We start from the raw sequence: 22,430 nt of genomic DNA, 5'->3' as shown, positions 1-22,430 counted from the left end.
TTAAAATATACATGTGAAAGGAAAAATCATGCAAGTAACAGCTACTTTTTTTGGGTTTTCACTATGCCCTCTGCAATTATGATCTGATCTTTTGCACGTATCTACGGAAAAACCGGTCAGCAATGTTGACTGACCGGTTGCATAATTTATCTTTTACCTTTGATGTATGGCTGTCCAGATGCTTTTGGAGCATCTGCACGTCCAATGAATCCGGTTAGGGCAATGATTGTCAAGATATATGGCATAATCAATAAGAACACGGACGGTATGTCTTTTATGAACGGAAGGCTGGAACCGACGATGCTTAAACTTTGTGCCAGGCCAAAGAATAGTGCAGCCCCCATTGCTCCAAGCGGATTCCATTTACCGAATATCATCGCGGCAATGGCCATGAAGCCTTGTCCATTGATGGTAGTATGGCTAAAGTCATTCGCAAACAAAGTCGCATGAATGGCTCCCCCGATACCCGCGAAGGCTCCTGATAGAAGGACAGCTTGATAGCGGATCTTGGTCACATTTACGCCCATCGTATCAGCAGCCATCGGATGCTCCCCTACCGAACGGAGTCGGAGTCCAAATGGTGTTTTAAAAATGATATACCAAACGAAAATTGCCACGATGATGGCCAGATAAGCAATATAGTAGCCGTTGGAGAACAATATTGGACCTATGAAAGGGATATCACTTAACAAAGGAATATCGATCCTCGGGAAAGTTTCGGTGATGATATCCGTTTGTCCTTTATCATAAATCTTCTTAACGAGAAATAAGGTAAGCCCGACTGCCAATAAGTTAATAGCCACCCCGCTTACGGTTTGATCCGCCCGGAATGTTATGGACGCGACTGCATGAAGTGCTGAAAATACCAACGCAGCAATCATGGCCACTAAAACGGAAAGCCATGGTGTCCAGGCTCCCAAAACATCTGCATACATTAAGTTAAAAACGATTCCTGTGAAGGCCCCAATCACCATAAGCCCTTCCAGTCCTATATTGATAACACCAGATCGTTCAGAAAACACACCACCAAGCGCAGTGAAAATCAGCGGGGCAGCGTAAGCAATCATGGACGGAATGATGATTTGTAGCACCTGATAAAAGTCCACTTATTTCGCCCCCTTCTTAAAGCGTTGCACAATCCAGCGGATAAAATAGCTTGATGCAACAAAAAATATAATCAATGCAATGACAATATCCACAATTTCACTTGGGATGCCGGTCTGTAATGGCATATTGATTGCCCCTGCTTTAAGTCCACCGAACAAGAAAGCGGCCAGGACAACTCCGATTGCGGAGTTGGCTCCTAATAAGGCAACGGCAATACCATCAAACCCGATTCCCGTAAATCCGCCCTTGATCGCTGCATAGCCAAATGTCCCCAGACCTTCCATCGCTCCAGCCAAGCCTGCAAATGCACCTGAAATGACCATGGATAGAATGATATTTTTGTTTACGCTCATCCCGGAATATTCTGAAGCCTGCTGATTAAAACCAACAGCTTTCAACTCGAAACCGGTTTTCGTCTTTTCCAAGATGAACCACATGATGAACACACAGATGATCGCTATGAAGATTCCCCAATGAAGTCGGGAGAAATCTGTTAAACTCTCAAAAAACGGCGAGCGGAGGGATGCTGTTTCAGCAATCCGTTCCGTTTTATCCTGGTTATCGGAAATAACGTTTTGAATTAAGTAATTCGTTACATACAAAGCCGTGTAATTCAGCATGATGGACACAATTACTTCATGCACGCGGAATTTCGCCTTCAAATACCCTGGGATAAAGGCCCAAAGCGATCCAGCTACAGCTCCTGCAAGTATGGCTAATGGCAAGTGGATGATTTTCGGGAGATCAAAAGCGACCCCAACCCAAACCGCTGCCAGCCAGCCAACGATCAATTGTCCTTCAACACCAATATTGAACAATCCTGTTCTGAATGCGAAGGCGACAGCTAAACCAGCAAGGATATACGGGATGATCGTCCGTAAAGTTTCACCAGTATAATAGGAATCGCCAGCGATACCAGCCAACATTGCCCCATACCCTTCAACTGGATTATATCCACTCACCAACATGATGACTGCCCCAGCCAGCAAGCCTAGGATTACAGCAAACAATGGACTCGTTAATTTATAGAAATATTTAGACATGTTCTTTTTCACCTGCTTCCGGACGCTTACTTCCAGCCATTAATAATCCCAATTCTTGTTCTGTCGTTTCTTTAGGATCGACGATCGCAACGATTTCCCCTTCATAAATGACTGCGATTCGATCACTGACATTCATGATTTCATCTAGTTCAAAAGAGATGAGAAGAACCGCTTTACCAGCGTCACGCTGTTCAATCAATCGACGGTGGATGAACTCGATGGCACCGACATCCAACCCACGTGTTGGCTGGGCCGCTATCAATAAATCCGGATTTCTATCCACTTCTCGGCCAATGATCGCTTTTTGCTGATTCCCTCCTGATAGTGCACGGGCAGGCGTATACTCATCAGGTGTCCTAACATCATATTCTTTAATGATCGTACGAGCCTTGTCAAAGATTTTCTTGGAATGCAAAATGCCGCCTGTCGAAAAAGGCTCCTGATAATATGTTTGCAAAACGATGTTTTCCCCAATGCTAAAGTCCAGGACAAGTCCATGTTTATGACGATCTTCAGGAATGTGCCCTACTCCAGCCTCGGTGATTTTACGGGGTTTCATATTCTGTACCTGTTTCCCGTTCAATGATATAGTTCCATTAGTCACTTTCTTCAGACCTGTAAGTGCCTCGATAAGTTCGGACTGTCCATTGCCATCCACCCCCGCAATTCCGATGATTTCGCCAGCACGTACAGAAAGGTCAAGGTTATGGACCGCCGATACACCACGGGAATCTTTCACTTCCAGGTTCTTCACTTCCAGCACGACTTCTTGAGGATTTGCTGCAGATTTATCCGTTTTAAAAACGACATCCCGTCCAACCATTAAACTGGCCAGTTCATCAGGATTTGTTTCTTTAACATTCACTGTCCCGATGCCCTTTCCTTTTCGAATAACCGTGACTCGATCGCAAACTTCCATAATTTCCTTTAATTTATGGGTGATCAGGATTATGGACTTTCCTTCCTTGATAAGGGCTTTCATGATTGTGATCAATTCTTTTATTTCCTGGGGTGTCAATACAGCAGTAGGTTCATCGAAAATGAGAATTTCCGCACCTCTGTACAGGGTTTTCAAGATTTCCACCCTTTGCTGCATCCCTACGGAAATATCGGCAATTTTAGCATCTGGATCCACACTTAAATGGTATCGTTCCGAAAGTTTCCTTACCTCTTCACTCGCTTCCTTTACATTAACCTTTCCATATTTCGATGGTTCTTTTCCAAGAATGATATTTTCGGTAACAGTAAATGGATCTACTAGCATAAAATGCTGATGCACCATTCCAATTCCGAGGTCATTGGCAACATTCGGACTTGTAATCTGAACTACCTGCTCATTCACACGAATTTCTCCCTGCTCTGGCTGATATAAACCGAACAGTACGTTCATTAGCGTGGATTTCCCAGCTCCATTTTCGCCTAACAATGCGTGAATTTCCCCTTTTTTCACCTGAAGGGTTATATCATCATTTGCAACAATACCTGGAAATTCTTTACGGATATTAAGCATCTCAATTACATGTTCCACGTATAATCAACTCCTATAGAAATGAGGATTCTGATACCTAACTAGGAGATATTGATAGATTCCTAATAGTTCTCATTTGGTTTTTTTCATAAAAAACCAAATGAAAAACTACAAAATCTGTCATAGTCTTTCATTCGGTTTTTCATTCATATGAAATAGGATTAGAAGGCCTTCAACAGGCCTTCTCATTCCTTATCATTTCTGAGTGAATTATTTGAATCCTAATTCCTTTAATTCTTTTTCAGTACCAGGAGTTTTTTGTTCGCCAGATTTAATTTTTTCGACGTATTCATTAACCGCTTTCAATGATTCTTCAGATACATTTTCTTGAGATTCCGAAATCATGATCCCGTTTTCTTCAAGACCGTATTCAATCGTTTCTCCACCAGGGAATTTACCCTCTTTTGTCTTTTTCGCTAAATCTTGAACTGCAACATCTACACGTTTTACCATTGAAGTCAACGTAACATTATAATCCTTGCCATCAACATTCAATGCTCCTTCTTCTTTTTGGTCACGGTCTACCCCGATAACCCAAATATCTTTTTTAGGATCTTTTTTCTTCAATTCTTTAGCAGAAGTGAATACACCGTTTCCTGTACCGCCAGCTGCTTGGTAAATGATATCGATTCCAGAAGAATACATGTTATTTGCCATTTGCTGACCTTTTGCTGCGTCCCCAAACGACCCTGCATATTGTGCTGTAATTTTCGCATCCGGATTCACTGATAGGACACCAGCTTTGAAGCCTACTTCAAACTTCTTGATCAGCTCGGAATCGACACCGCCGATGAAGCCCACTTTATTCGATTTCGTCTGTAAACCGGCAATCACGCCCACTAGGAATGATCCTTGTTGTTCTTTAAAAACGATGCTCGCAACATTGTCTTGTTTAACCACGCTGTCAACGATTGCAAATTGAGAGTTAGGACGCTGTGTAGCCACCTCATCAACCGATTCCGCCAATGCATACCCAATCGCATAAATAATATTGTAATTTTCTTTAACTAGTGTATTTAGATTTGTCGTATACTCTGAATCCGATTTTGACTGGATGTAATTATAGCCGTCTTTTCCTTTTTCCAATCCATTATCTTTACCAAAAGCTTGCAGACCTTCCCAAGCAGATTGGTTGAAGGATTTGTCGTCGATACCGCCAATATCGGTAACCATCGATACTGTGAAGTTATCTTTCTTGTCTTTTCCATTTGAAGAATCTTTATCATCATTCTCTGAATTACCACATGCCCCCAATAGCGTACCCGCTGCAAGAACAAGTGATAGAGCTAGACCTAATTTGCGCTTTTTCAATTTTTATCCCCCTAATATGCATAGTTTGTAGAGCAGGAATGTTCTGAAAAGTCATTCATGTTTGCGTTTTCACTTCTCGTTAATTTTTTTTACATGCTTTTGATTTTAGTACAAGCGCTTGCATTCATCCGCATGTAATGGGTAAAGGTTATACTCGTTTACGGAGAACATGAAAACTGAACATATTGGCTTTAAAGTAGTTAACGGAATACAGTATCGGCTGGTCCCAATCATCGAGATGCATCTGCTTCAAAACGAGTAGCGCCGCTTCTGGAGAGCATTTAAGGATAGGAGAAACTTTCTCGTGATATCCTATAGGCTCGATCTCTGCCACGGCATACGTAATTTTACGATTTGCATCCCTTTCCAATATATCGAAAAGAGACTCATCGTTGCGGTCGAAATTTTCTGATAGTATTGACTCAGGAATTTTATCGACACAATAAATTACTGGCTCTCCATTCGCTGTCCTTACACGTTCGATAATCACGATGCGCTCATCTGGTGAGCAAGAAAACCTGCGTATATCCTCTTCCGTCGGTTCTTGAGCCGTCAAGCTTAAGAAAATCGTACCAGGTTTCATCCCTGCCTCTTCAATCATGGAAGTGACACTTTTTAATTGCTCGATACCTGAAGTGAAACGAGGTTTTGGATTGACAAAAGTACCAACTCCATGGCGGCGAATGATAATGTTTTCTTCTTCTAAAATCCGCAGCGCTTCTCGAAGTGTCGCCCTACTAACGCCCAGTTTTTTGGCAAGATCGAATTCGGAAGGGAATTTTTCATTTTCCTGATAGACTCCTGCTTCGATGTCCTGCTTCAGGTAATCAATGACCTGCAAGTATAAATGTCGACTATCTGATTTTATTGACATACAGTTTCCCCCAGCTAATTTCTTAAGACATCAGACCTCTGATGTTGAATCATTCCTACTAATCGAAAATAATATAACATTTTTTTTCATATAAATAAATAGTGTTTTCCTAATTCGCAGAAAAGAATTTAGGAGGAATTACCCTCCTCTGTGTCTTTCAATCTAGTAAACACAACGAAAATTGTACGATTATTCTCCTAAATCAGATTAAAAAAAATTTTTGAAATGCCTTCTGAACGCAGCCAGCTTTCTTCTCAAGTTGCGGTTTTCCTGTATAATAAGGTTATCTTCTTCGAAGGGATGTACACATAATGTTAACTATAACAGAATACAGTATCGAAAAATTAAATGATCCATTCGGCATTTTATCCGGGGAGCGTTACGAATTATTCCTGGATATCGAAGTGCCGGAAGAGGATGAGCTCTTTTCAGAAAATGGTTTATATATCCGGGTTCTTTTTGCAGTTGAAGAACAAGCAGGCAAACTGATTAAATATGATATTTTTGAAAAAGGGAATGAAGGCGCGCTCGAATTCGATTTGGATGACGATGAAGAAGCGATGATTTCCGACTTCTGCCTCACACATTTGGACGAAGCGATGAATAATTAAAAAAACCGGGCAGCTGCCCGGTTTTTTTTATGATAAATGTGCTTCATCCTGTTCATCTTTTGACACCAAAACATTCCGCGGCTTACTGCCTTCATAAGGGCCGACGATTCCCCTTGCTTCCATTTCATCGATCAGCCTCGCTGCCCGCGCGTAGCCGATTCGGAATCGGCGCTGCAGCATGGAGACCGATGCGGTTTGCATTTCCATGATCAATGCTACGGCATCGTCGTATAAATTGTCGTCCACTTCGCCGCTTGAGGTTTCAGTAATTTCATCCGGTATCATTTCTTCGTTATACTGGGCTTTCTGCTGTGAAATGACATATGTGACAACTTCCTCGACTTCATGATCGGACAGGAACGCACCTTGCACCCGTACAGGTTTTGAAGCTCCCGCTGGCAGGAATAACATATCGCCCCTGCCTAACAGCTTTTCGGCACCTCCCATGTCCAGGATCGTTCTTGAATCCGTCATCGACGAGACACTAAACGCAATCCTAGATGGGATGTTCGCTTTTATGACCCCTGTTATGACATCAACGGAAGGGCGCTGCGTTGCAATGATCAAATGGATGCCGGCTGCCCTTGCCATTTGTGCAAGCCGTGTGATGGCATCCTCTACATCGTTAGAGGCCACCATCATTAAATCAGCCAACTCATCTACAATGACCACGATATAAGGCAGCAGCGGCTGCTTGGCATCTTCCTCTATGTTATACCGGTTAACATAATCATTATAGCCTTCAATATTACGCGTACCTGAATGTGAAAACAGCTCATAGCGGCGTTCCATTTCACTGACGACCTTTTGTAAGGCCTGTGCCGCTTTCTTTGGATTCGTCACAACTGGCGCAAGTAAGTGGGGTATGCCATTATAGACATTAAGCTCCACCATTTTGGGATCGATCATCATCATTTTCACTTCATGGGGTTTAGCCCGCATCAGGATACTCGTGATAATGCCGTTGATGCAAACGGATTTACCGCTCCCTGTCGCTCCGGCAACCAGTAAATGGGGCATTTTATTGAGCTCTGCCTTCACTGCTTCACCCGAAATATTCCGCCCCAAGCCTATTTGCAATTTAGCATCGGGCTTGTCAACTTCTTTCGCCTCCAAGACTTCCCTTAAGGATACCATTGCCACTTCGGAATTAGGAACCTCTATCCCAATAGCAGATTTACCTGGTATCGGAGCCTCGATCCGGATGTCCTTCGCAGCCAGGGCTAAGGCCAAGTCATCAGATAGGCTGACGATTTTGCTTACCTTCACCCCAACATCGGGATGAACCTCATATTTGGTCACCGCTGGTCCCAAATGGACCTGCGTGACCCTCGCTTTCACCCCAAAGCTATTGAAGGTCCGTTCAAGTTTTGCTGCATTATCATGAATCAATTGGTATTCTCCGCTTTGATCCGTTTTTTTAGGCTGCAATAATAATGAAAGCGGCGGCAACAGATATTCTTTATTTTCCACTTCAGTGAAATTCATCGGTAATACGGCATCATCCTGCTCCTCGGCAGCTTCAGGTACAGCTTCTGCAGCAACTGGAGGTTCAGTTTCGTTGTCGCTATAGGCTTTATCAGCAAAGCTGGAGATGATCCGTTCCGTTGCCATCTGTGGTGTTTCCTCTTCTTGATGAAGGGGCTGATCGGTTTCTGCCACCGGATCTTTTTCGCGTTTCTTTCTTTTTTGCGGATTTTTTTTCTTTTCTTTTTTCTCCTCATTCCACGTTTTCATGTCATCTCTGAAAGCCGACCATTGATTCGCGATGAAGCTCCCAAGGCCGATGAAAAACCTTCCAAGGGTCTCACCCAAGGTTTTCCCAGTCAACAGAACAATGCCCGTGATGATAAATAGGAAGGATATGATTTTGGAGCCCGCTTCATCAAACAAAAAGTAGGAAGCCGCAAATAGTATCGCTCCAATCATGCCGCCTCCCAGATCCCTCGAACTGGCCTTCCCGGTCACTTCCATCCAGAATAATTCCCATGAATTCGAAATGACGCTTGGCTTCGTGAACGGGCCGCCATCTGCCAGCATGTTGAACAGCGTCACATGACTGAGCAGGAGCATGCTCGCAGCAAGGAAGTATAATCCGATGAACTGCCGTTTTAACAGGTAAGGAACCTCCCTTTTGATCATCAAGTAAAAGCCTGCTGCAATGGCAGCCAGCAACAAAAGGATGTACCATTCCCCCATAAAGAAGCGAATTAAAAGAACCGTCCCATTTCCCACCGCTCCAAGCTTGGCAATGGCAATGACGGCCAGCCCTATTAAAGTCAAGCCACTCAATTCATATTTAAGTGTTAGTTTTAATTTATCGGTACCTTTGTTTTTTCTTTTTTTCTTCTTTGCCATCATATCACCTGATTCTTCATGAAACTATTCTAACTTTCCTATTCAACATAACATCTTGATTTCCCTTCACAAAACAAATGTTCGTTCATAAATTATACCAAAAAAAGATGACACTGTCCTTGTTATATGTACATTTTCAACTAAAGGATCCAATTGGCCCAGATACTGAATAAAGCAGCCAGATGGCTGCCGATTTCAATCCAGTATATCATAATTGGTTTCATTAGTCGTTTTCAGTGGCCGTTGGGCTGTTCGAACACGTTGATGACTGCCCCCGGATGGATGTTTGCGTTCATATAATCCGCGGGATCGGTGCTCACAATTCGATCAATTCGAAATGACCGTTGACCGTCATGTTCAACCATTACATGCACACCATTATAGATCATTTCGATTAAATTCGCCGTTTTTTCATGGTGATGGGGAAAGATGATTACTTCAGGGACGATTGTATAGAGTGTCATTGCAGGAGCCCCTCCTCTTCACCGGCTGTTTTTGGCCTTCTTTCTTCCATGAAGCCATTCAGCTTCCTCATGGCCTGGCCCACACCCCCGACATCATCGATCATGCCGATTTCGACGGCCTCGGCCCCGACTACATTCGTACCGATATCACGGGTTAGATTACCTTTGGCAAACATTAATTCCTTGAAACTTTCCTCCGTTACGTTGGAGTGCCTCGTTACAAACTTGATGACTCTTTCCTGCATCTTATCCAAGTATTCAAAGGTTTGCGGAACACCTATGACAAGGCCAGTCAGACGAATCGGATGAATTGTCATCGTCGCCGTTTCAGCGATATAGGAATGGTCACATGATACGGCAATCGGAACTCCGATCGAATGCCCTCCGCCGAGTACGATCGAAACGGATGGCTTGGACAGGGAAGCAAGCATCTCTGCAATCGCCAGTCCCGCTTCAACATCCCCACCCACAGTATTTAAAATGACAAGCAGTCCCTCAATATTCGGGTTTTGCTCAATCGCCACGATTTGTGGGATAACATGCTCATATTTAGTCGTTTTATTTTGAGGCGGCAGCTGCATATGTCCTTCAATTTGACCAATGATCGTCAAACAATGGATTTTCGAGTCCTTTGATAGTTGCGGGACATTCGTTGCCCCCAGCTGCTGGATCTTTTCGATTAAAGTGGAATTCTTCCCTTCCTGCCGGCCTTCATTTTCATTTGGTAATGGTGCATTATCCACGATGCCAACCCCTTTCTCTTTTAACCTATAGCTTTATTATGTCTCGAGTCTTCGACTTCATTCTTGAAGATATTAGAGGTTGGGCAAAAGGAAAAAACCCCTGACTTGATTATCAGGGGAGGATTGCTTAATATTCCATGATGATCGGCAAGATCATTGGACGACGTTTCGTTTTTTCGTAGAAGAACTGATTCAAGGCATCACGCATTTCCTGTTTCAGTGTAGACCAATCGAACGGTTGGCGCGATCCATTTTTTTTGACGATTTCACTTACGATTTCAGTCGCTTCCGCAATCATTTTTTCGGATTCACGAACATAAACGAATCCCCTTGAAATGATTTCAGGACCAGCGGCAATGCTTTTATCTTGACGGTTCAAGGTTACGACGACGATCAAAATGCCATCCTGGGATAACAAGCGGCGATCACGAAGAACGATATTGCCGACATCCCCTACACCGCTGCCATCTATCAGGATATTTCCTGAAGGGACTTTCCCGGCTAGGCCGATTTTATTTCCTTTAAGCTCGATGACATCACCTTTTTCGGCAATCACGATATTTTCCCGTTTAATTCCAGCGGCGATTCCTACTTTTTGGTGAGCATATAATTGGCGATATTCACCATGCACCGGGATAAAGAATTTAGGATTCATCAGGTTGATCATCATTTTCAGTTCTTCCTGGCTTCCATGTCCCGTTACGTGAACTTTATATTTATTGGACGATACCACTTCAGCGCCAACCCTATAGAGCAAATCGACGGTTTTGGATAAAATCAGTTCGCCTCCCTGGAGCGGTGAAGCACTGATCAGTACGGTATCACCTTTTTTGATCGTCACCTGTTTATGAGTTTGTTTAGCCATTTTTTGAAGCGCCGCAATCGGTTCTCCTTGATGGCCTGTAGATAATACGACGATTTCACGATCGTCATACTGGCTAATTTCATTTATAGGGATGATCAGCTCTTCTTCTGCCTTTAAATAACCAAGATTCAATGCTGTTTCATAAACGCGCTGCAGGCTTTTCCCTACAACGGCCACTTTCCTGCGACTTGCCGCAGCTGCATTGAAAACATGTTGGATCCGGTTGATGTTCGAAGCGAAGCACGCAACGACGATCCTGCCTGAAGCGGCAAGGAAAGCTTCAGTAATGTCTTTGGCCACAATGGCTTCTGACGGCGTGTAACCCGGCCTCTCGGCACCCGTACTATCCGATAGCAAGCATAGGACGCCTTCTTCGCCAATACTGGCCATTTTTCCGATCTCTGGTTTATACAGATCGCTTGCCGCTTGGTCGAATTTGAAATCCCCCGTATATACGATGGCGCCATCGCGCGTGTGGATTACCACTCCGACGGAATCGGGGATGCTATGGTTAGTCCGGAAAAATGATACGGCTGCTTGAGGGAAACTTAACAGAGAATCGGAATCGATCTCGGTAAATGTCGCCCTTCCGTTAAAGCCATCTTCCTTCAATTTCGTTTTAATTAGCGCAAGGGTAAGCTTCGTTCCATAAACGGGAACGGGTAAAAATTTCAAAACATATGCAAGCGCTCCCATATGGTCTTCATGACCATGGGTAATGAATATTCCCTGAATACGTTCTTTATTATCGATCAAGTAAGAAATATCAGGGATAACCGCATCGATTCCCAGCATTTCTTCTTCCGGAAGCATCAGACCTGCATCTAGCAGATAGATATCCTCATTCACCTCAACAACGTACATGTTTTTACCAAGCTCCCCTTGTCCTCCAAGAGAAATGACCTTTATGCCATTATGTTTATCTTTACCCAATCGAATATCCTCCTTAAAAAATCCCGTTCATAATTTCCCAATGCTTTCATTATAACCGAAGTTCAAAAAACATGACAACACTTACCATTTTTCGTTGCTTTTTTTCATCCGTTCCTTTAAAAATGAGCGGTACCGATATGTATCATATATTCATCACCTATACTACTGTGGTTTCGATTGAACGGGCTTAAATCCCATTCTTAAACCTGCTTTAGTAAGGAATTGTCATTCGAATGCATGCTTATGTAAAAACAAGCCAATCTTTAACGATCAGCTTGTTCCATGGCTATTTATTTTTTTAATACAGTGGCTAAAGAGAGTCGTTCCTGTTCCGTCAAAGGCACGATCGGCAGCCTGACGGACCCCACATCAATTCCATATAACTGAAGCGCTGTTTTGACAGGTGCCGGGCTTGGGGCGGCAAATAAGCCTTTGATCAGCGGTAATAGTTCCTGATGCAGCCTGGCTGCCTCTTTCAAATTCCCGCTGATGAATGCCTCGACTATTTTCTGTAACTCATTGCCCGCAACATGGGATGCAACTGAAACTACCCCAACGCCGCCTATTGCAAGGACTGGGAGAGTTAAAGCGTCATCCCCGCTGTACAACGCGAAATCATCATCCGTTCCGGCTATGATCTCGGTCATTGCATTCAAATCCCCGCTAGCCTCTTTCACCGCTAAGATATTAGCAATTTTTGAAAGGCGGATGATCGTTTCCGGCTCGATGTTAACCGAAGCCCGGCCAGGGATATTATAAATCATTACAGGCAGTGTCGTGCTCGCTGCGATTGCTTTGAAATGTTGATAAAGGCCTTCTTGATTCGTCCTGCTATAATAAGGGGCCACCAGCATGATCGCATCGGCACCATTTTGTTCTGCTTTTTTGGTCAGCTCAATGGAAGCATACGTATTGTTGCTACCTGTACCCATGATGATGGGCACTCTTTTTTCCACAATCTTGGAGACATGCCGCAATAAGGCGATCTTCTCCTCCGAAGATAAAGTTGGAGATTCCCCCGTCGTCCCCGAAAGTACAAGGGAGTCCGTTCCATTCTTTATTAAGTAATTGACCAATTTGGTCGTTTTTTGCAAATCGATATTTCCCTTGCTATCGAAAGGGGTGACCATTGCAGTTGATACTCTACCAAATATCATCATCTAACACCTCTTCATAAAACTTTTATTGAAATTCGGATTATTTGATTTCACGTTCATGCAGCTGAAATGCGTAGTGAAGTGAATTAACAGCTTCTATCAAATCTTCTTCCTTGACCAAGACCCATATAGTCGTATGGCTGTCAGCTGATTGTAGAATGGCTATTTCCTTCTCCGAAAGTGCCGTTACGATCTTCGCAGCAACACCAGGCACTCCGTTGATGCCCGCACCGACGACAGAAACTTTGGCGCAATTCCGTTCAATGACCGGTTCGTGACCAAGCTCGGCCAAAATTGAAAGAGCGAGATCCGTCATTTCTTCGGAAACGGTATATACGACACCGCTCGGATATATATTGATGAAGTCGACCGAAATGGAGGCGTTGGCCATTGCCTTGAAAACCTCGGCTTGTAAATTATATTGATCCTTTTTCGCACGCACCTTGATTTGTGTGATTTTCGGAACATGGGCAATTCCTGTGACGAGCCTCTCACGGATATCGCTGCCGTGGCTTTCTTTATTCACACTTGTAACAAGTGTCCCCAAACCTTCGCTGTATGTGGATCTGATCCGGATCGGCACTTTTGCCTGCATGGCAATTTCAACAGCGCGTGGATGTATCACCTTCGCACCTTGATAGGCCATGTTGCAAACTTCGGTATAGGAAACGATTGATAACGGACGCGCAAGATCTGCAATTCGTGGATCAGCCGTCATGATGCCTTCCACATCCGTAAATATATCTACCCTCTCCGCTTGCAAAGCTGCGCCTAACGCAGCAGCTGATGTATCACTGCCACCACGTCCGATGGTGGTGATATCCCCATTTTTTGCCGCACCCTGGAATCCTGCTACGACGACTACATCCTTCAATTCCAATTCTTTCATGAGACGGTCACATTTCATTTCCATGATTTTCGCACTTGAATAGTCGGTATTCGTCAAGAATCCCGCCTGTGCCCCTGTATATGCGACGGCATCAATACCGTGTTCTAACAGCATGTTGGTAAATACTACCGATGATATCGTTTCACCAACTGACATAAGGAGATCCTGTTCACGTTTCGAAAGGATTGCTTTCGAGCCATTCACTAAAGAAAGCAAAGTGTCCGTTGCATAGGGATCGCCCTTCCTCCCCATCGCTGAAACGACGACCACCACTTTAAAGCCTTCTTGAATTGCCTTTTCAATATGCCCTCGGGCAAATGACCGGCTTTCCTCATCACGAACGGATGTCCCACCGTATTTCTGGACAATGATTTTCATAATATGCACCTCAAATATAAGCCAGCTTCCCGCTTCGGGAAGCTGACAAAAACTCTCTATTCTGTTGGATATCACTTTTTTCGAATGTTTAAGAATGAATTATTACTTGACGGTCACTAAACCTAATTTTAAAAGGCTTTCAGCAATCTGGACGGAGTTCCAGGCTGCTCCCTTTAATAGATTATCGGAAACCACCCATAAATGGAAGCCTTTATCCTCATCCAAGTCCTTGCGAATCCGACCGACGAATACGTCATTTTTGCCAACGGAAGAAGCAGGCGTTGGATAGATTTGATGTTCCGGTTCATCCTCCAGCACTACTCCAGGAGCCGTTTTCATCAAATCCTTGATTTGAGAAGCTGTCACTCCTTCTTTTTCCACTTCAATATAAACAGATTCCGAATGACCTGTTACAACAGGGAGCCTTACACATGTTGCAGCTACCGGAAGATCATTCATATGCATGATTTTCTTAGTTTCATTAATCATTTTCATTTCTTCAAACGTATACCCATTATCTTGGAATTTATCGATTTGAGGAATGACGTTGAATGCGATTTGATAATGCTTTTCGTCACCCTTGACCGGTAAAATCCTTGGTTCTATTTCTTTATCATCAAGCAAGTCGCGTGCTTGTTCTTTTAATTCATTTATTGCAGCAGCCCCAGCACCTGAAACGGCCTGATAGGTGGAAACCACGATTTTTGATAATCCATAGGTCTCGCGGATAGGTTCTAATGCCACGACCATTTGAATGGTTGAACAATTTGGGTTGGCGATGATTCCATTATGCTGTCTTAAGTCAGCTTCGTTTACTTCAGGCACGACAAGCGGCACATTTTCATCCATGCGGAATGCGCTCGTATTATCCACTACTATCGCTCCGCGCTTCACTGCTTCTGGAGCCAATTCCTTAGACACGCTTCCTCCAGCACTGAATAAAGCGATATCGATGCCTTCAAAGCTTTCAGGTCTTGCTTCCTGCACTTCGATTTCTTCGCCCTTAAACGTAAGTTTGGTTCCTGCGGAACGAGCCGATGATAAAAAGATGATTTTCTTGATCGGTAAATTCCGTTGTTCGAGTGTTGAAATCATTTGTTGTCCCACTGCTCCAGTTGCTCCCACAACTGCAATATGCAATCCCTGTGTCTCAGTCATTTGTCCATACTCCTTTTCTATCTCTAAAAATTATTTTATTTATTGGATATATTTCTACTTGCTCAGAATATCATTAATTTTAACACATTAACATTCCAAAGGGTCGGACTTTAACAAAATATTCTGGTAGTGTAGTGTTTTTTTATGACTTTCCACACGGAAAAGCCCTGCATATAAATCAGTCATTATCACATGGGAGCGTATCAGAACACTAAAATCAGTCTAAACTATCCTTGAACTTTTCGACGATGACTGGCTGAATTTGCTCCCTTTCGAGTGCCGATATGATTGTGTCCCTTATCATGCTCATCCTCGCAACCATCGAGCTCGGCTTACCTATAGGATTATCCTGACCATACGGAACGAAATAAATATCCTTTGCTGCCATCAACCTCATGAGATTGACACCATTTAACCCGAGTGCATCGTTCGTGGATATTGCCACCACAACCGGACGGTGGTTTCTCATCGTCGCTTTTGCAGCCATAAGTACGGGCGAATCGGTAAGGGCATTTGCCATTTTGCTCATTGAGTTACCTGTCAAAGGAGCGATCACCATACAATCAAGTGGCAATTTCGGCCCTAATGGCTCCGCTTTGACGATTGTATCAACGACTCGATTCCCCGTCAATTTTTCAATTCTTTCAACCCAATCATCACCCTTCCCAAAACGCGTTTCCGTATTCTGCACGGTCGATGTTACGATTGGGATGACCTCCGCCCCTTCATTCACAAGCTTTTCAATTTCAGGAAATACTTCATCATATGTGCAATGTGATCCTGTCAATCCAAAACCAATCCTTTTCCCTTGGAGACTCATATCTTATTCCCCTTCCTTTTCCTGAACTCATCCTGAATCAATACTCCCAGCGCGTTCGCCAATATCTGACCAGCTGTTTTCGGGGCTACTATACCCGGTAAGCTCGGTGCCAACAGCGCCTTTATTCCCCTTTTTTCAGCATAACGAAAATCCGTCCCCCCCGGTTTTGAAGCAAGGTCGATGATTAATGTGTGAACGGGCATATTTGCCAGCACGTTTGCCGTAATGATTTGAAAAGGAATCGTATTGATACAAATATCAACATTTTTCATTTCTGCAGCTAGATCCTTTAACTGAAAAGGGCTTAGTGACATTTCGCTTATCCTTGCAATATCTTCACTTTTTCTGGCCCCTACTTTAACTTTCGCTCCAAGAGCATGGAATGATCTGGCTACACTCATGCCGACCCTTCCTAAACCAAGAACAGCTACATTCGAACCATGGATTGTAAAATCGGTATGCTGGATGGCCATCATGATTGCACCCTCCACGGTAGGAATTGAATTATAAATGGCCACATCATCGCGTTCGAACAAGAGAACAAGTTTGCGGTCCGCATTCTGAAAAATTTCATTGAGGTAGTTATTACTGATCCCTGCATAAAAAATGCAGTGTGCCGGGGTATCTTTTATCATTTCTTCCGTCAAGACAACCTCTTCGCTGGAAAAAATCGTTTCCACTTTTCCATCAGGATCCGTCCCCCGGACAGGCAGGATTACTGAATCAATTTCCTTGAAATTTATATCTTCCATTTTTTCCTTAACCGCTCCGGTAAAAGCATGGTCGAGCTGTTCAAAACCAACTAATAATAGCTTCGCATCAAGCTCCGTCAGTTTACGGACAACTTCGAGCTGACGCGCATCTCCACCAATTACAGCGATTTGCATACCTGTGAGCATTAAAACCGTCACCTTCTTCATATAAAAGATCCTAAACATCCTCGCTTCAAGGGACATGCCCTTCAAGAAGCAATTTAAGTTTTTCCGACATTCTCTAGTTACCCTGCCATCTTATGTTTTCAGTTAAAAAACGGTGATAAGAAAAGAAAAAACGCCTTAGCTATCCGCAGCTGAGGCGTTTTTTGACTATTCATGGGAAGCATGCCATAGAGGACTCCGATCTGTAAGCATGCTCTATCCGTCCATATGCTCCCCATCTTTCGAAAGCCCTTCCTGGAAATCAATGATCACCATATCCGTCCCGATTTTTTTTATATGGTTCCAAGGTACGCGGATTTCACTTCCATTCCTCATAAGGCCGAACCATTTGACCGATGGGATGATCAACGTGGTAATTTGTCCAGTTTCGTCTATTTCCAGATCCGTCTGTCCGAGGACCCCCAATCGTTCCGCCCTGTTTACATCGACTATCTCCTTACCGCTCATTTCACTCAATCTCACTTATAGCTCCTCCTTTTTCACCTTATAATCCATCTATATCCGAAAAAGAAAAACTTAGAAGGCTTTTCCGCAAATATTGTCCACATCTCCCGCCCCTTCCATTTTCATGATTTTTCGCAAAAAAAAAGCCCAACCTTCCATTTGCAGAGGAAGATCAGACGTTTTGATTATTATTTGTCCCAGTTTTCCAGGGGGCTCACCAATGACAGGGAGTGCTCCGTAAAGATTTGGTTTGCCAGTTCATTTACGGTACCTTCCGTCACCTCGTCAATCTTGATGATGATATCATCGAGGGAACGGTGCTCACCTAACATGAGCTCATTCTTGCCATTTCGGCTCATGCGGCTATTCGTGCTTTCAAGACTAAGCATCAAGCTGCCTTTAAGCTGCTCTTTACTATTGCGCAATTCCTTTTCAGTGATGCCGTCCCTTTTTAATGTATCCAATGTTTCCTGAATCGTTTCATACAGGCTATCCAATTGGCTTGTGCCTGTCCCGCCATAGACTGTCACCAAGCCGCTATCTTGGTAGCTGGAGTGATAAGAATATACGGAATAGGCAAGGCCGCGTTGCTCCCTTACGTCCTGGAATAAACGGCTGCTCATGCTTCCCCCAAGAATATTGTTCAAGGTAATCAAGCTGTATGTTTTATCATTGCCGATTTCCAATCCTTTGTACCCAAGGCATAAGTGGGCTTGCTCCGTTTCTTTTTTACGAGTGATCCTATTTTCATGAAAAGCTGGCTTGATCAATTCAGGACGGTGTTCCCCTCCTTGATACGAGCCAAAGTAGCTTTCGACTTCTTGAATCAACTTTTCATCGACATTCCCAGCTATGGAGATTACCACTTTATCTGGTGTATACATATCATGGACGTATTTCTTCAGTGTTTCACTATTGAATGTTTCAAGCGTTTCCTCCGTACCCAGGATTGGATAGCCCAGCGGATGTTTTTCATATACTGCCTGGCTTAAGAGGTCGTGAACAATATCATCCGGTGTGTCTTCATACATTTTAATCTCTTCATAGACGACATTTTTTTCTTTTTTCAGCTCTTCCTCATCGAAGGTTGAATTAAAGAACATATCTGCAAGGATTTCAAGTGCATAGCTAGCATGGTTATCCATTACTTTTGCATAATAGCATGTATATTCCTTTGAGGTGAATGCATTCACTTGGCCTCCGACGCTATCGAACGACTCGGCAATTTCACGTGCATTCCTTGTTGTTGTCCCTTTGAAAAACATGTGCTCCAGAAAATGTGAAACTCCATTCAATTCAGGGGTTTCATTTCGGGAACCGGTTTTAATCCATACTCCGATGGCTGCCGAGCGTACTGTTGGTATATTTTCCAATACGATTCTTACTCCATTTTGACACGTGTATTTCTTAATCAACTAACATTCCTCCCAAGCATTCTATGCTGCTAATGTAACCCAAATATTATGGGATCAATCGTTTCTCATCTACTGCTTCTGAAACGGTAACGACATCCAGGTCTTTCTTTTTTATTTCTATAATCAGCGCTTCCAACGATTTTGCGGTAGATTCCGTAGGATGCATCAAGATGAACGCCCCCGGGTGAACCTTGGAAAGCACTCGTTGTTGAAGGACTTCAGGACTTGGCTTTTGCCAGTCAATCGTATCGACACTCCACATGACGGTCTCCATGCCCAAAGAATCGGCGATTTGAACCGTTTCGTCCCGGTAGCTGCCGCTTGGCGGGGCGAACCATTTCATTTTTGAGCCTGTCACTGCTTCAATGACTTCGTTCGTTTTTCGAAGTTCTTCACGTGTAGCCTGTGCCGATATATTCTGCATATTGGGATGTGAATAGGAGTGATTGCCAATTTCATGGCCCCCATCCTTGATCATTTTGGCCAATTCCGGATTTTTCTTGGTCCAATTACCCTCCAGGAAGAAGGTGGCCTTGACGTTATTCTTTTTTAATACAGCCAGCATATCCTGTAAGTATTCATTCCCCCAAGCCACATTGATTAAAAATGAAACCACCTGCTTTTCAGGATGGGCACGGTAAATCGGAGCGGGATCGAGATCGTTTAAATGTACTTTCGCAGGGACCTGCTCGAGTACCAGTTTATCCTCATCGAACTCGCCCGCCTTCTTCATGGCTTTATATGAATCATCAATGTTGACCTTAAGGCCATTATAGGCAGGAACGGTTTTCCAGACCGAATCTATTCGGGCATCCTGCGGCGCAACCTCATATTTTTTTGCTGAATCTTTGATTTGTAAAAGAATTTCATCTTCTTGCTTCATCGTAGCAACTGAATCATCCGTCAATTGGGCCAGATAAAGCTGTGTATATGGATTTTGCACTAATAACCATGATATACCTGCAATGGCACTTATCGCAACTATCTGCTTCCATTTATTATTCATTTTTTCCGCCCCCTTCATACCAAAATGTATGAAGAAAACGGACAAGGTAGAACATGTCATCTTTTTAATGCCATATCCCTTGAACCGGCCATTTGCCCATTCAATAGAAAAAGCATGCAGATTCACAAGGAATCGCATGCCGGGAACATTTATTTCTATTACGATTGAGAAGGGTTGGCTGCCTCTTTTTGCTCTTTCAGGACGGCTTTACGGGAAAGGTTCACCCTGCCTTGCTTGTCAATCTCGGTTACTTTCACCAATAGCTCATCTCCAAGTGAAACGACATCTTCCACTTTTCCGACTCTTTCTTCAGCCAGTTCAGAAATATGTACCAAACCGTCTTTACCATTGAAGATTTCAACGAATGCACCGAATTTTTCAATGCGTTTCACTTTACCTAAATAAAGTTCACCCACCACGACTTCACGCACGATATCCTCAATGATTTTCTTAGCTTTTTGAATCATTGGCTCATCTGTTGATGAGATGAACACCGTTCCATCTTGTTCGATGTCGATTTTCACGCCAGTTTCTTCAATGATCTTATTGATATGTTTTCCGCTCGGTCCAATGACATCACGGATTTTATCCGGGTTGATGGACATTGTAACGATTTTAGGAGCATATTTGGATAATTGTTCACGCGGTTGATTGATGGTTGACATCATGGATTCCAAAATATGCATCCGACCATGTTTCGCTTGAAGCAATGCTTCTTCAAGTATTTCCTTTGAAAGACCTTCAATTTTGATATCCATTTGCAGTGCAGTGACACCTTTTGAAGTTCCAGCGACTTTAAAGTCCATGTCACCCAGATGATCTTCCATGCCTTGAATGTCAGTTAGGATCGTATAGTGCTCGCCAGTTTTGACAAGTCCCATTGCTATTCCGGCAACTGGAGCTTTCAATGGTACCCCAGCATCCATCATTGCCAAAGTGCTTGCACAAATACTTGCTTGTGAAGTTGAACCGTTCGATTCAAGGACTTCAGACACAAGCCTGATCGTATAAGGAAAATCTTTGTCATTAGGGATGACTGGCTCCAAGGCTCTTTCACCAAGTGCACCATGACCGATTTCCCGGCGGCCTGCTCCACGGATCGGGCCCGTTTCACCTACACTGAAATGCGGGAAGTTGTAGTGATGCATAAAGCGTTTTGACTCTTCGGTTCCAAGGCCGTCCAAAATCTGGACATCACCCAATGCACCTAATGTACAAATCGAAAGCGCTTGGGTTTGTCCACGTGTGAACAATCCAGAGCCATGTGTACGCGGCAAAATGGTGACTTCTGAAGATAGTGGTCTGATTTCATCAGGATTTCGGCCATCCGGACGCACTTTTTCTTCCGTGATCAAACGACGGACTTCGGATTTAACCAATTTATTCAGGATTTCTTTGATTTGTTTTAGCTTAGCTTCATCTGTCTCTTCTTCATAATTGGCCAATACACGATCTTTTACCACTTTAATCGCATCTTCGCGAGCATGTTTTTCCTGAACTTGCACTGCTTTGTTCAAGTCCGCTTCACAATGGCCCTTCACTTCCGCTTCAAGGTCCGCATCCACTTTATATAAAGCGATCTGCATTTTCTCTTTGCCGATCTCCGCAACGATTTTCTCCTGGAATGCAATGACCTTCTTGATTTCGTCATGGCCAAACATGATGGCTTCGAGCATCGTTTCTTCAGGTACCTCATTCGCTCCTGCCTCAACCATGTTGATGGCATCTTTAGTACCGGCAACCGTCAGATTGATGTCACTTTGAGTAAGTTGGTCGACAGTAGGGTTAATAATGAATTCATTATTGATTCTTCCCACAACCACTCCTGCAATTGGACCTTCGAACGGAATATCGGAAACAGAAAGCGCCAGGGATGAACCTAGCATCGCTGCCATTTCCGTGGAGCAATCTTGGTCGACACTCATGACCATGCTGATGATCTGAACATCATTCCTGAAGCCGTCAGCGAATAACGGACGGATCGGACGGTCTATTAAACGGCTAGCAAGGATCGCCCTTTCACTTGGCCGGCCTTCACGCTTGATGAAGCCTCCCGGAATTTTACCGACTGCATAAAGTCTTTCTTCATAGTTGACTGTCAAAGGGAAGAAGTCGACATTTCTCGGTTCCTTCGAAGCCGTTGCAGTACTTAATACAGCAGTCTCTCCATAACGGACCATCACTGCTCCGTTGGCTTGTTTGGCCAATTGCCCTATTTCCACCGTAACATTACGGCCGGCCCAATCAAATGAATACGTATGTTTTTCCTGTCCCATTCATTAAACCCCTCTCTGAATCTTCACTTAGAGGCTTAGTTTACCTAAACCTGTATTGGATTAAATCATTTATATGTGAAAGTAACTGAACTCAAGTAAAAACCAAACTATT

At 43.6% G+C, this 22,430-nt stretch carries 19 protein-coding genes; 1 reads left to right on the top strand and 18 read right to left on the bottom strand.

Features of this window, described 5'->3' with window-relative positions:
* Nucleotides 1–146 precede the first annotated feature (146 nt).
* The 5 genes from CVN76_RS29710 to CVN76_RS29690 form a co-directional block, all read right to left on the bottom strand.
* Nucleotides 147–1,106 (bottom strand): ABC transporter permease, encoded by a 960-nt coding sequence (locus CVN76_RS29710; protein WP_100534137.1) that lies wholly within the window; start codon nt 1,104–1,106, stop codon nt 147–149.
* Nucleotides 1,107–2,150 carry an ABC transporter permease gene (locus CVN76_RS29705; protein ID WP_061144673.1) on the bottom strand — a complete coding sequence of 348 codons (1,044 nt, stop codon included), beginning with the start codon at nt 2,148–2,150 and terminating at the stop codon, nt 1,107–1,109. It abuts the gene before it with no gap.
* A complete protein-coding gene (locus tag CVN76_RS29700; RefSeq protein ID WP_061144672.1) occupies nt 2,143–3,678 on the bottom strand; it encodes an ABC transporter ATP-binding protein in 1,536 nt (511 codons plus the stop codon). The genes CVN76_RS29705 and CVN76_RS29700 overlap by 8 nt, the downstream gene beginning before the upstream one ends.
* Before the next feature lie 210 nt (nt 3,679–3,888).
* A complete protein-coding gene (locus CVN76_RS29695) occupies nt 3,889–4,989 on the bottom strand; it encodes a BMP family lipoprotein (protein ID WP_100534136.1) in 1,101 nt (366 codons plus the stop codon).
* A 148-nt stretch (nt 4,990–5,137) separates the two neighbouring features.
* The gene (locus tag CVN76_RS29690; protein ID WP_061144670.1) at nt 5,138–5,863 is read right to left on the bottom strand and encodes a GntR family transcriptional regulator; all 726 of its coding nucleotides are present in this window, start codon (nt 5,861–5,863) and stop codon (nt 5,138–5,140) included.
* Between the two features lie 311 nt (nt 5,864–6,174).
* Between CVN76_RS29690 and CVN76_RS29685 the strand changes: the two genes are divergently transcribed.
* Nucleotides 6,175–6,474 carry a DUF6509 family protein gene (locus CVN76_RS29685; RefSeq protein ID WP_100534135.1) on the top strand — a complete coding sequence of 100 codons (300 nt, stop codon included), beginning with the start codon at nt 6,175–6,177 and terminating at the stop codon, nt 6,472–6,474.
* A 27-nt stretch (nt 6,475–6,501) separates the two neighbouring features.
* On the opposite strand, the gene CVN76_RS29680 is transcribed toward CVN76_RS29685, so the two are convergent.
* The 13 genes from CVN76_RS29680 to pnp all read right to left on the bottom strand — a co-directional run bounded on the left by CVN76_RS29680 (nt 6,502) and on the right by pnp (nt 22,318).
* Entirely contained in the window at nt 6,502–8,832 is a 2,331-nt protein-coding gene (locus tag CVN76_RS29680; RefSeq protein ID WP_100534134.1) for a DNA translocase FtsK, read from the bottom strand.
* A 233-nt stretch (nt 8,833–9,065) separates the two neighbouring features.
* Nucleotides 9,066–9,296: a YlzJ-like family protein gene (locus tag CVN76_RS29675; RefSeq protein WP_061144667.1), complete on the bottom strand. Its 231-nt coding sequence runs from the start codon at nt 9,294–9,296 to the stop codon at nt 9,066–9,068.
* Nucleotides 9,293–9,976, bottom strand: coding sequence for a ClpP family protease (locus CVN76_RS29670; protein WP_442857619.1), 684 nt, complete (start codon nt 9,974–9,976; stop codon nt 9,293–9,295). Before CVN76_RS29670 ends, CVN76_RS29675 begins: the two co-directional genes overlap by 4 nt.
* 190 nt (nt 9,977–10,166) lie before the next feature.
* Nucleotides 10,167–11,837, bottom strand: a complete 1,671-nt coding sequence (locus CVN76_RS29665) for a ribonuclease J (protein WP_061144665.1) — start codon at nt 11,835–11,837, stop codon at nt 10,167–10,169.
* A gap of 290 nt (nt 11,838–12,127) precedes the next feature.
* A complete protein-coding gene (dapA, locus tag CVN76_RS29660; protein WP_100534132.1) occupies nt 12,128–12,997 on the bottom strand; it encodes a 4-hydroxy-tetrahydrodipicolinate synthase in 870 nt (289 codons plus the stop codon).
* A 37-nt stretch (nt 12,998–13,034) separates the two neighbouring features.
* Nucleotides 13,035–14,261: an aspartate kinase gene (gene dapG, locus CVN76_RS29655; protein WP_100534131.1), complete on the bottom strand. Its 1,227-nt coding sequence runs from the start codon at nt 14,259–14,261 to the stop codon at nt 13,035–13,037.
* Between the two features lie 102 nt (nt 14,262–14,363).
* A complete protein-coding gene (gene asd, locus CVN76_RS29650; protein WP_100534130.1) occupies nt 14,364–15,419 on the bottom strand; it encodes an aspartate-semialdehyde dehydrogenase in 1,056 nt (351 codons plus the stop codon).
* A gap of 217 nt (nt 15,420–15,636) precedes the next feature.
* Complete coding sequence (locus tag CVN76_RS29645; protein ID WP_061144661.1) at nt 15,637–16,239, bottom strand: dipicolinate synthase subunit B; 603 nt, start codon at nt 16,237–16,239, stop codon at nt 15,637–15,639.
* A complete protein-coding gene (gene dpaA / locus CVN76_RS29640; RefSeq protein ID WP_100534129.1) occupies nt 16,236–17,138 on the bottom strand; it encodes a dipicolinic acid synthetase subunit A in 903 nt (300 codons plus the stop codon). The genes CVN76_RS29645 and dpaA overlap by 4 nt, the downstream gene beginning before the upstream one ends.
* A gap of 234 nt (nt 17,139–17,372) precedes the next feature.
* Nucleotides 17,373–17,639: a YlmC/YmxH family sporulation protein gene (locus tag CVN76_RS29635; protein WP_100534128.1), complete on the bottom strand. Its 267-nt coding sequence runs from the start codon at nt 17,637–17,639 to the stop codon at nt 17,373–17,375.
* 170 nt (nt 17,640–17,809) lie between these two features.
* Nucleotides 17,810–19,036, bottom strand: a complete 1,227-nt coding sequence (locus tag CVN76_RS29630) for a M16 family metallopeptidase (RefSeq protein WP_061144658.1) — start codon at nt 19,034–19,036, stop codon at nt 17,810–17,812.
* A 46-nt stretch (nt 19,037–19,082) separates the two neighbouring features.
* Nucleotides 19,083–20,042 (bottom strand): polysaccharide deacetylase family protein, encoded by a 960-nt coding sequence (locus CVN76_RS29625; protein WP_100534127.1) that lies wholly within the window; start codon nt 20,040–20,042, stop codon nt 19,083–19,085.
* Nucleotides 20,043–20,200: 158 nt separating this feature from the next.
* The gene (pnp, locus tag CVN76_RS29620; RefSeq protein ID WP_100534126.1) at nt 20,201–22,318 is read right to left on the bottom strand and encodes a polyribonucleotide nucleotidyltransferase; all 2,118 of its coding nucleotides are present in this window, start codon (nt 22,316–22,318) and stop codon (nt 20,201–20,203) included.
* Nucleotides 22,319–22,430: the final 112 nt, after the last annotated feature.

It is taken from the genome of Bacillus sp. mrc49, assembly GCF_002803435.1.
The sequence above is the reverse complement of the archived record's forward strand: the minus strand, read 5'-3'. Positions and strand labels throughout refer to the sequence as shown.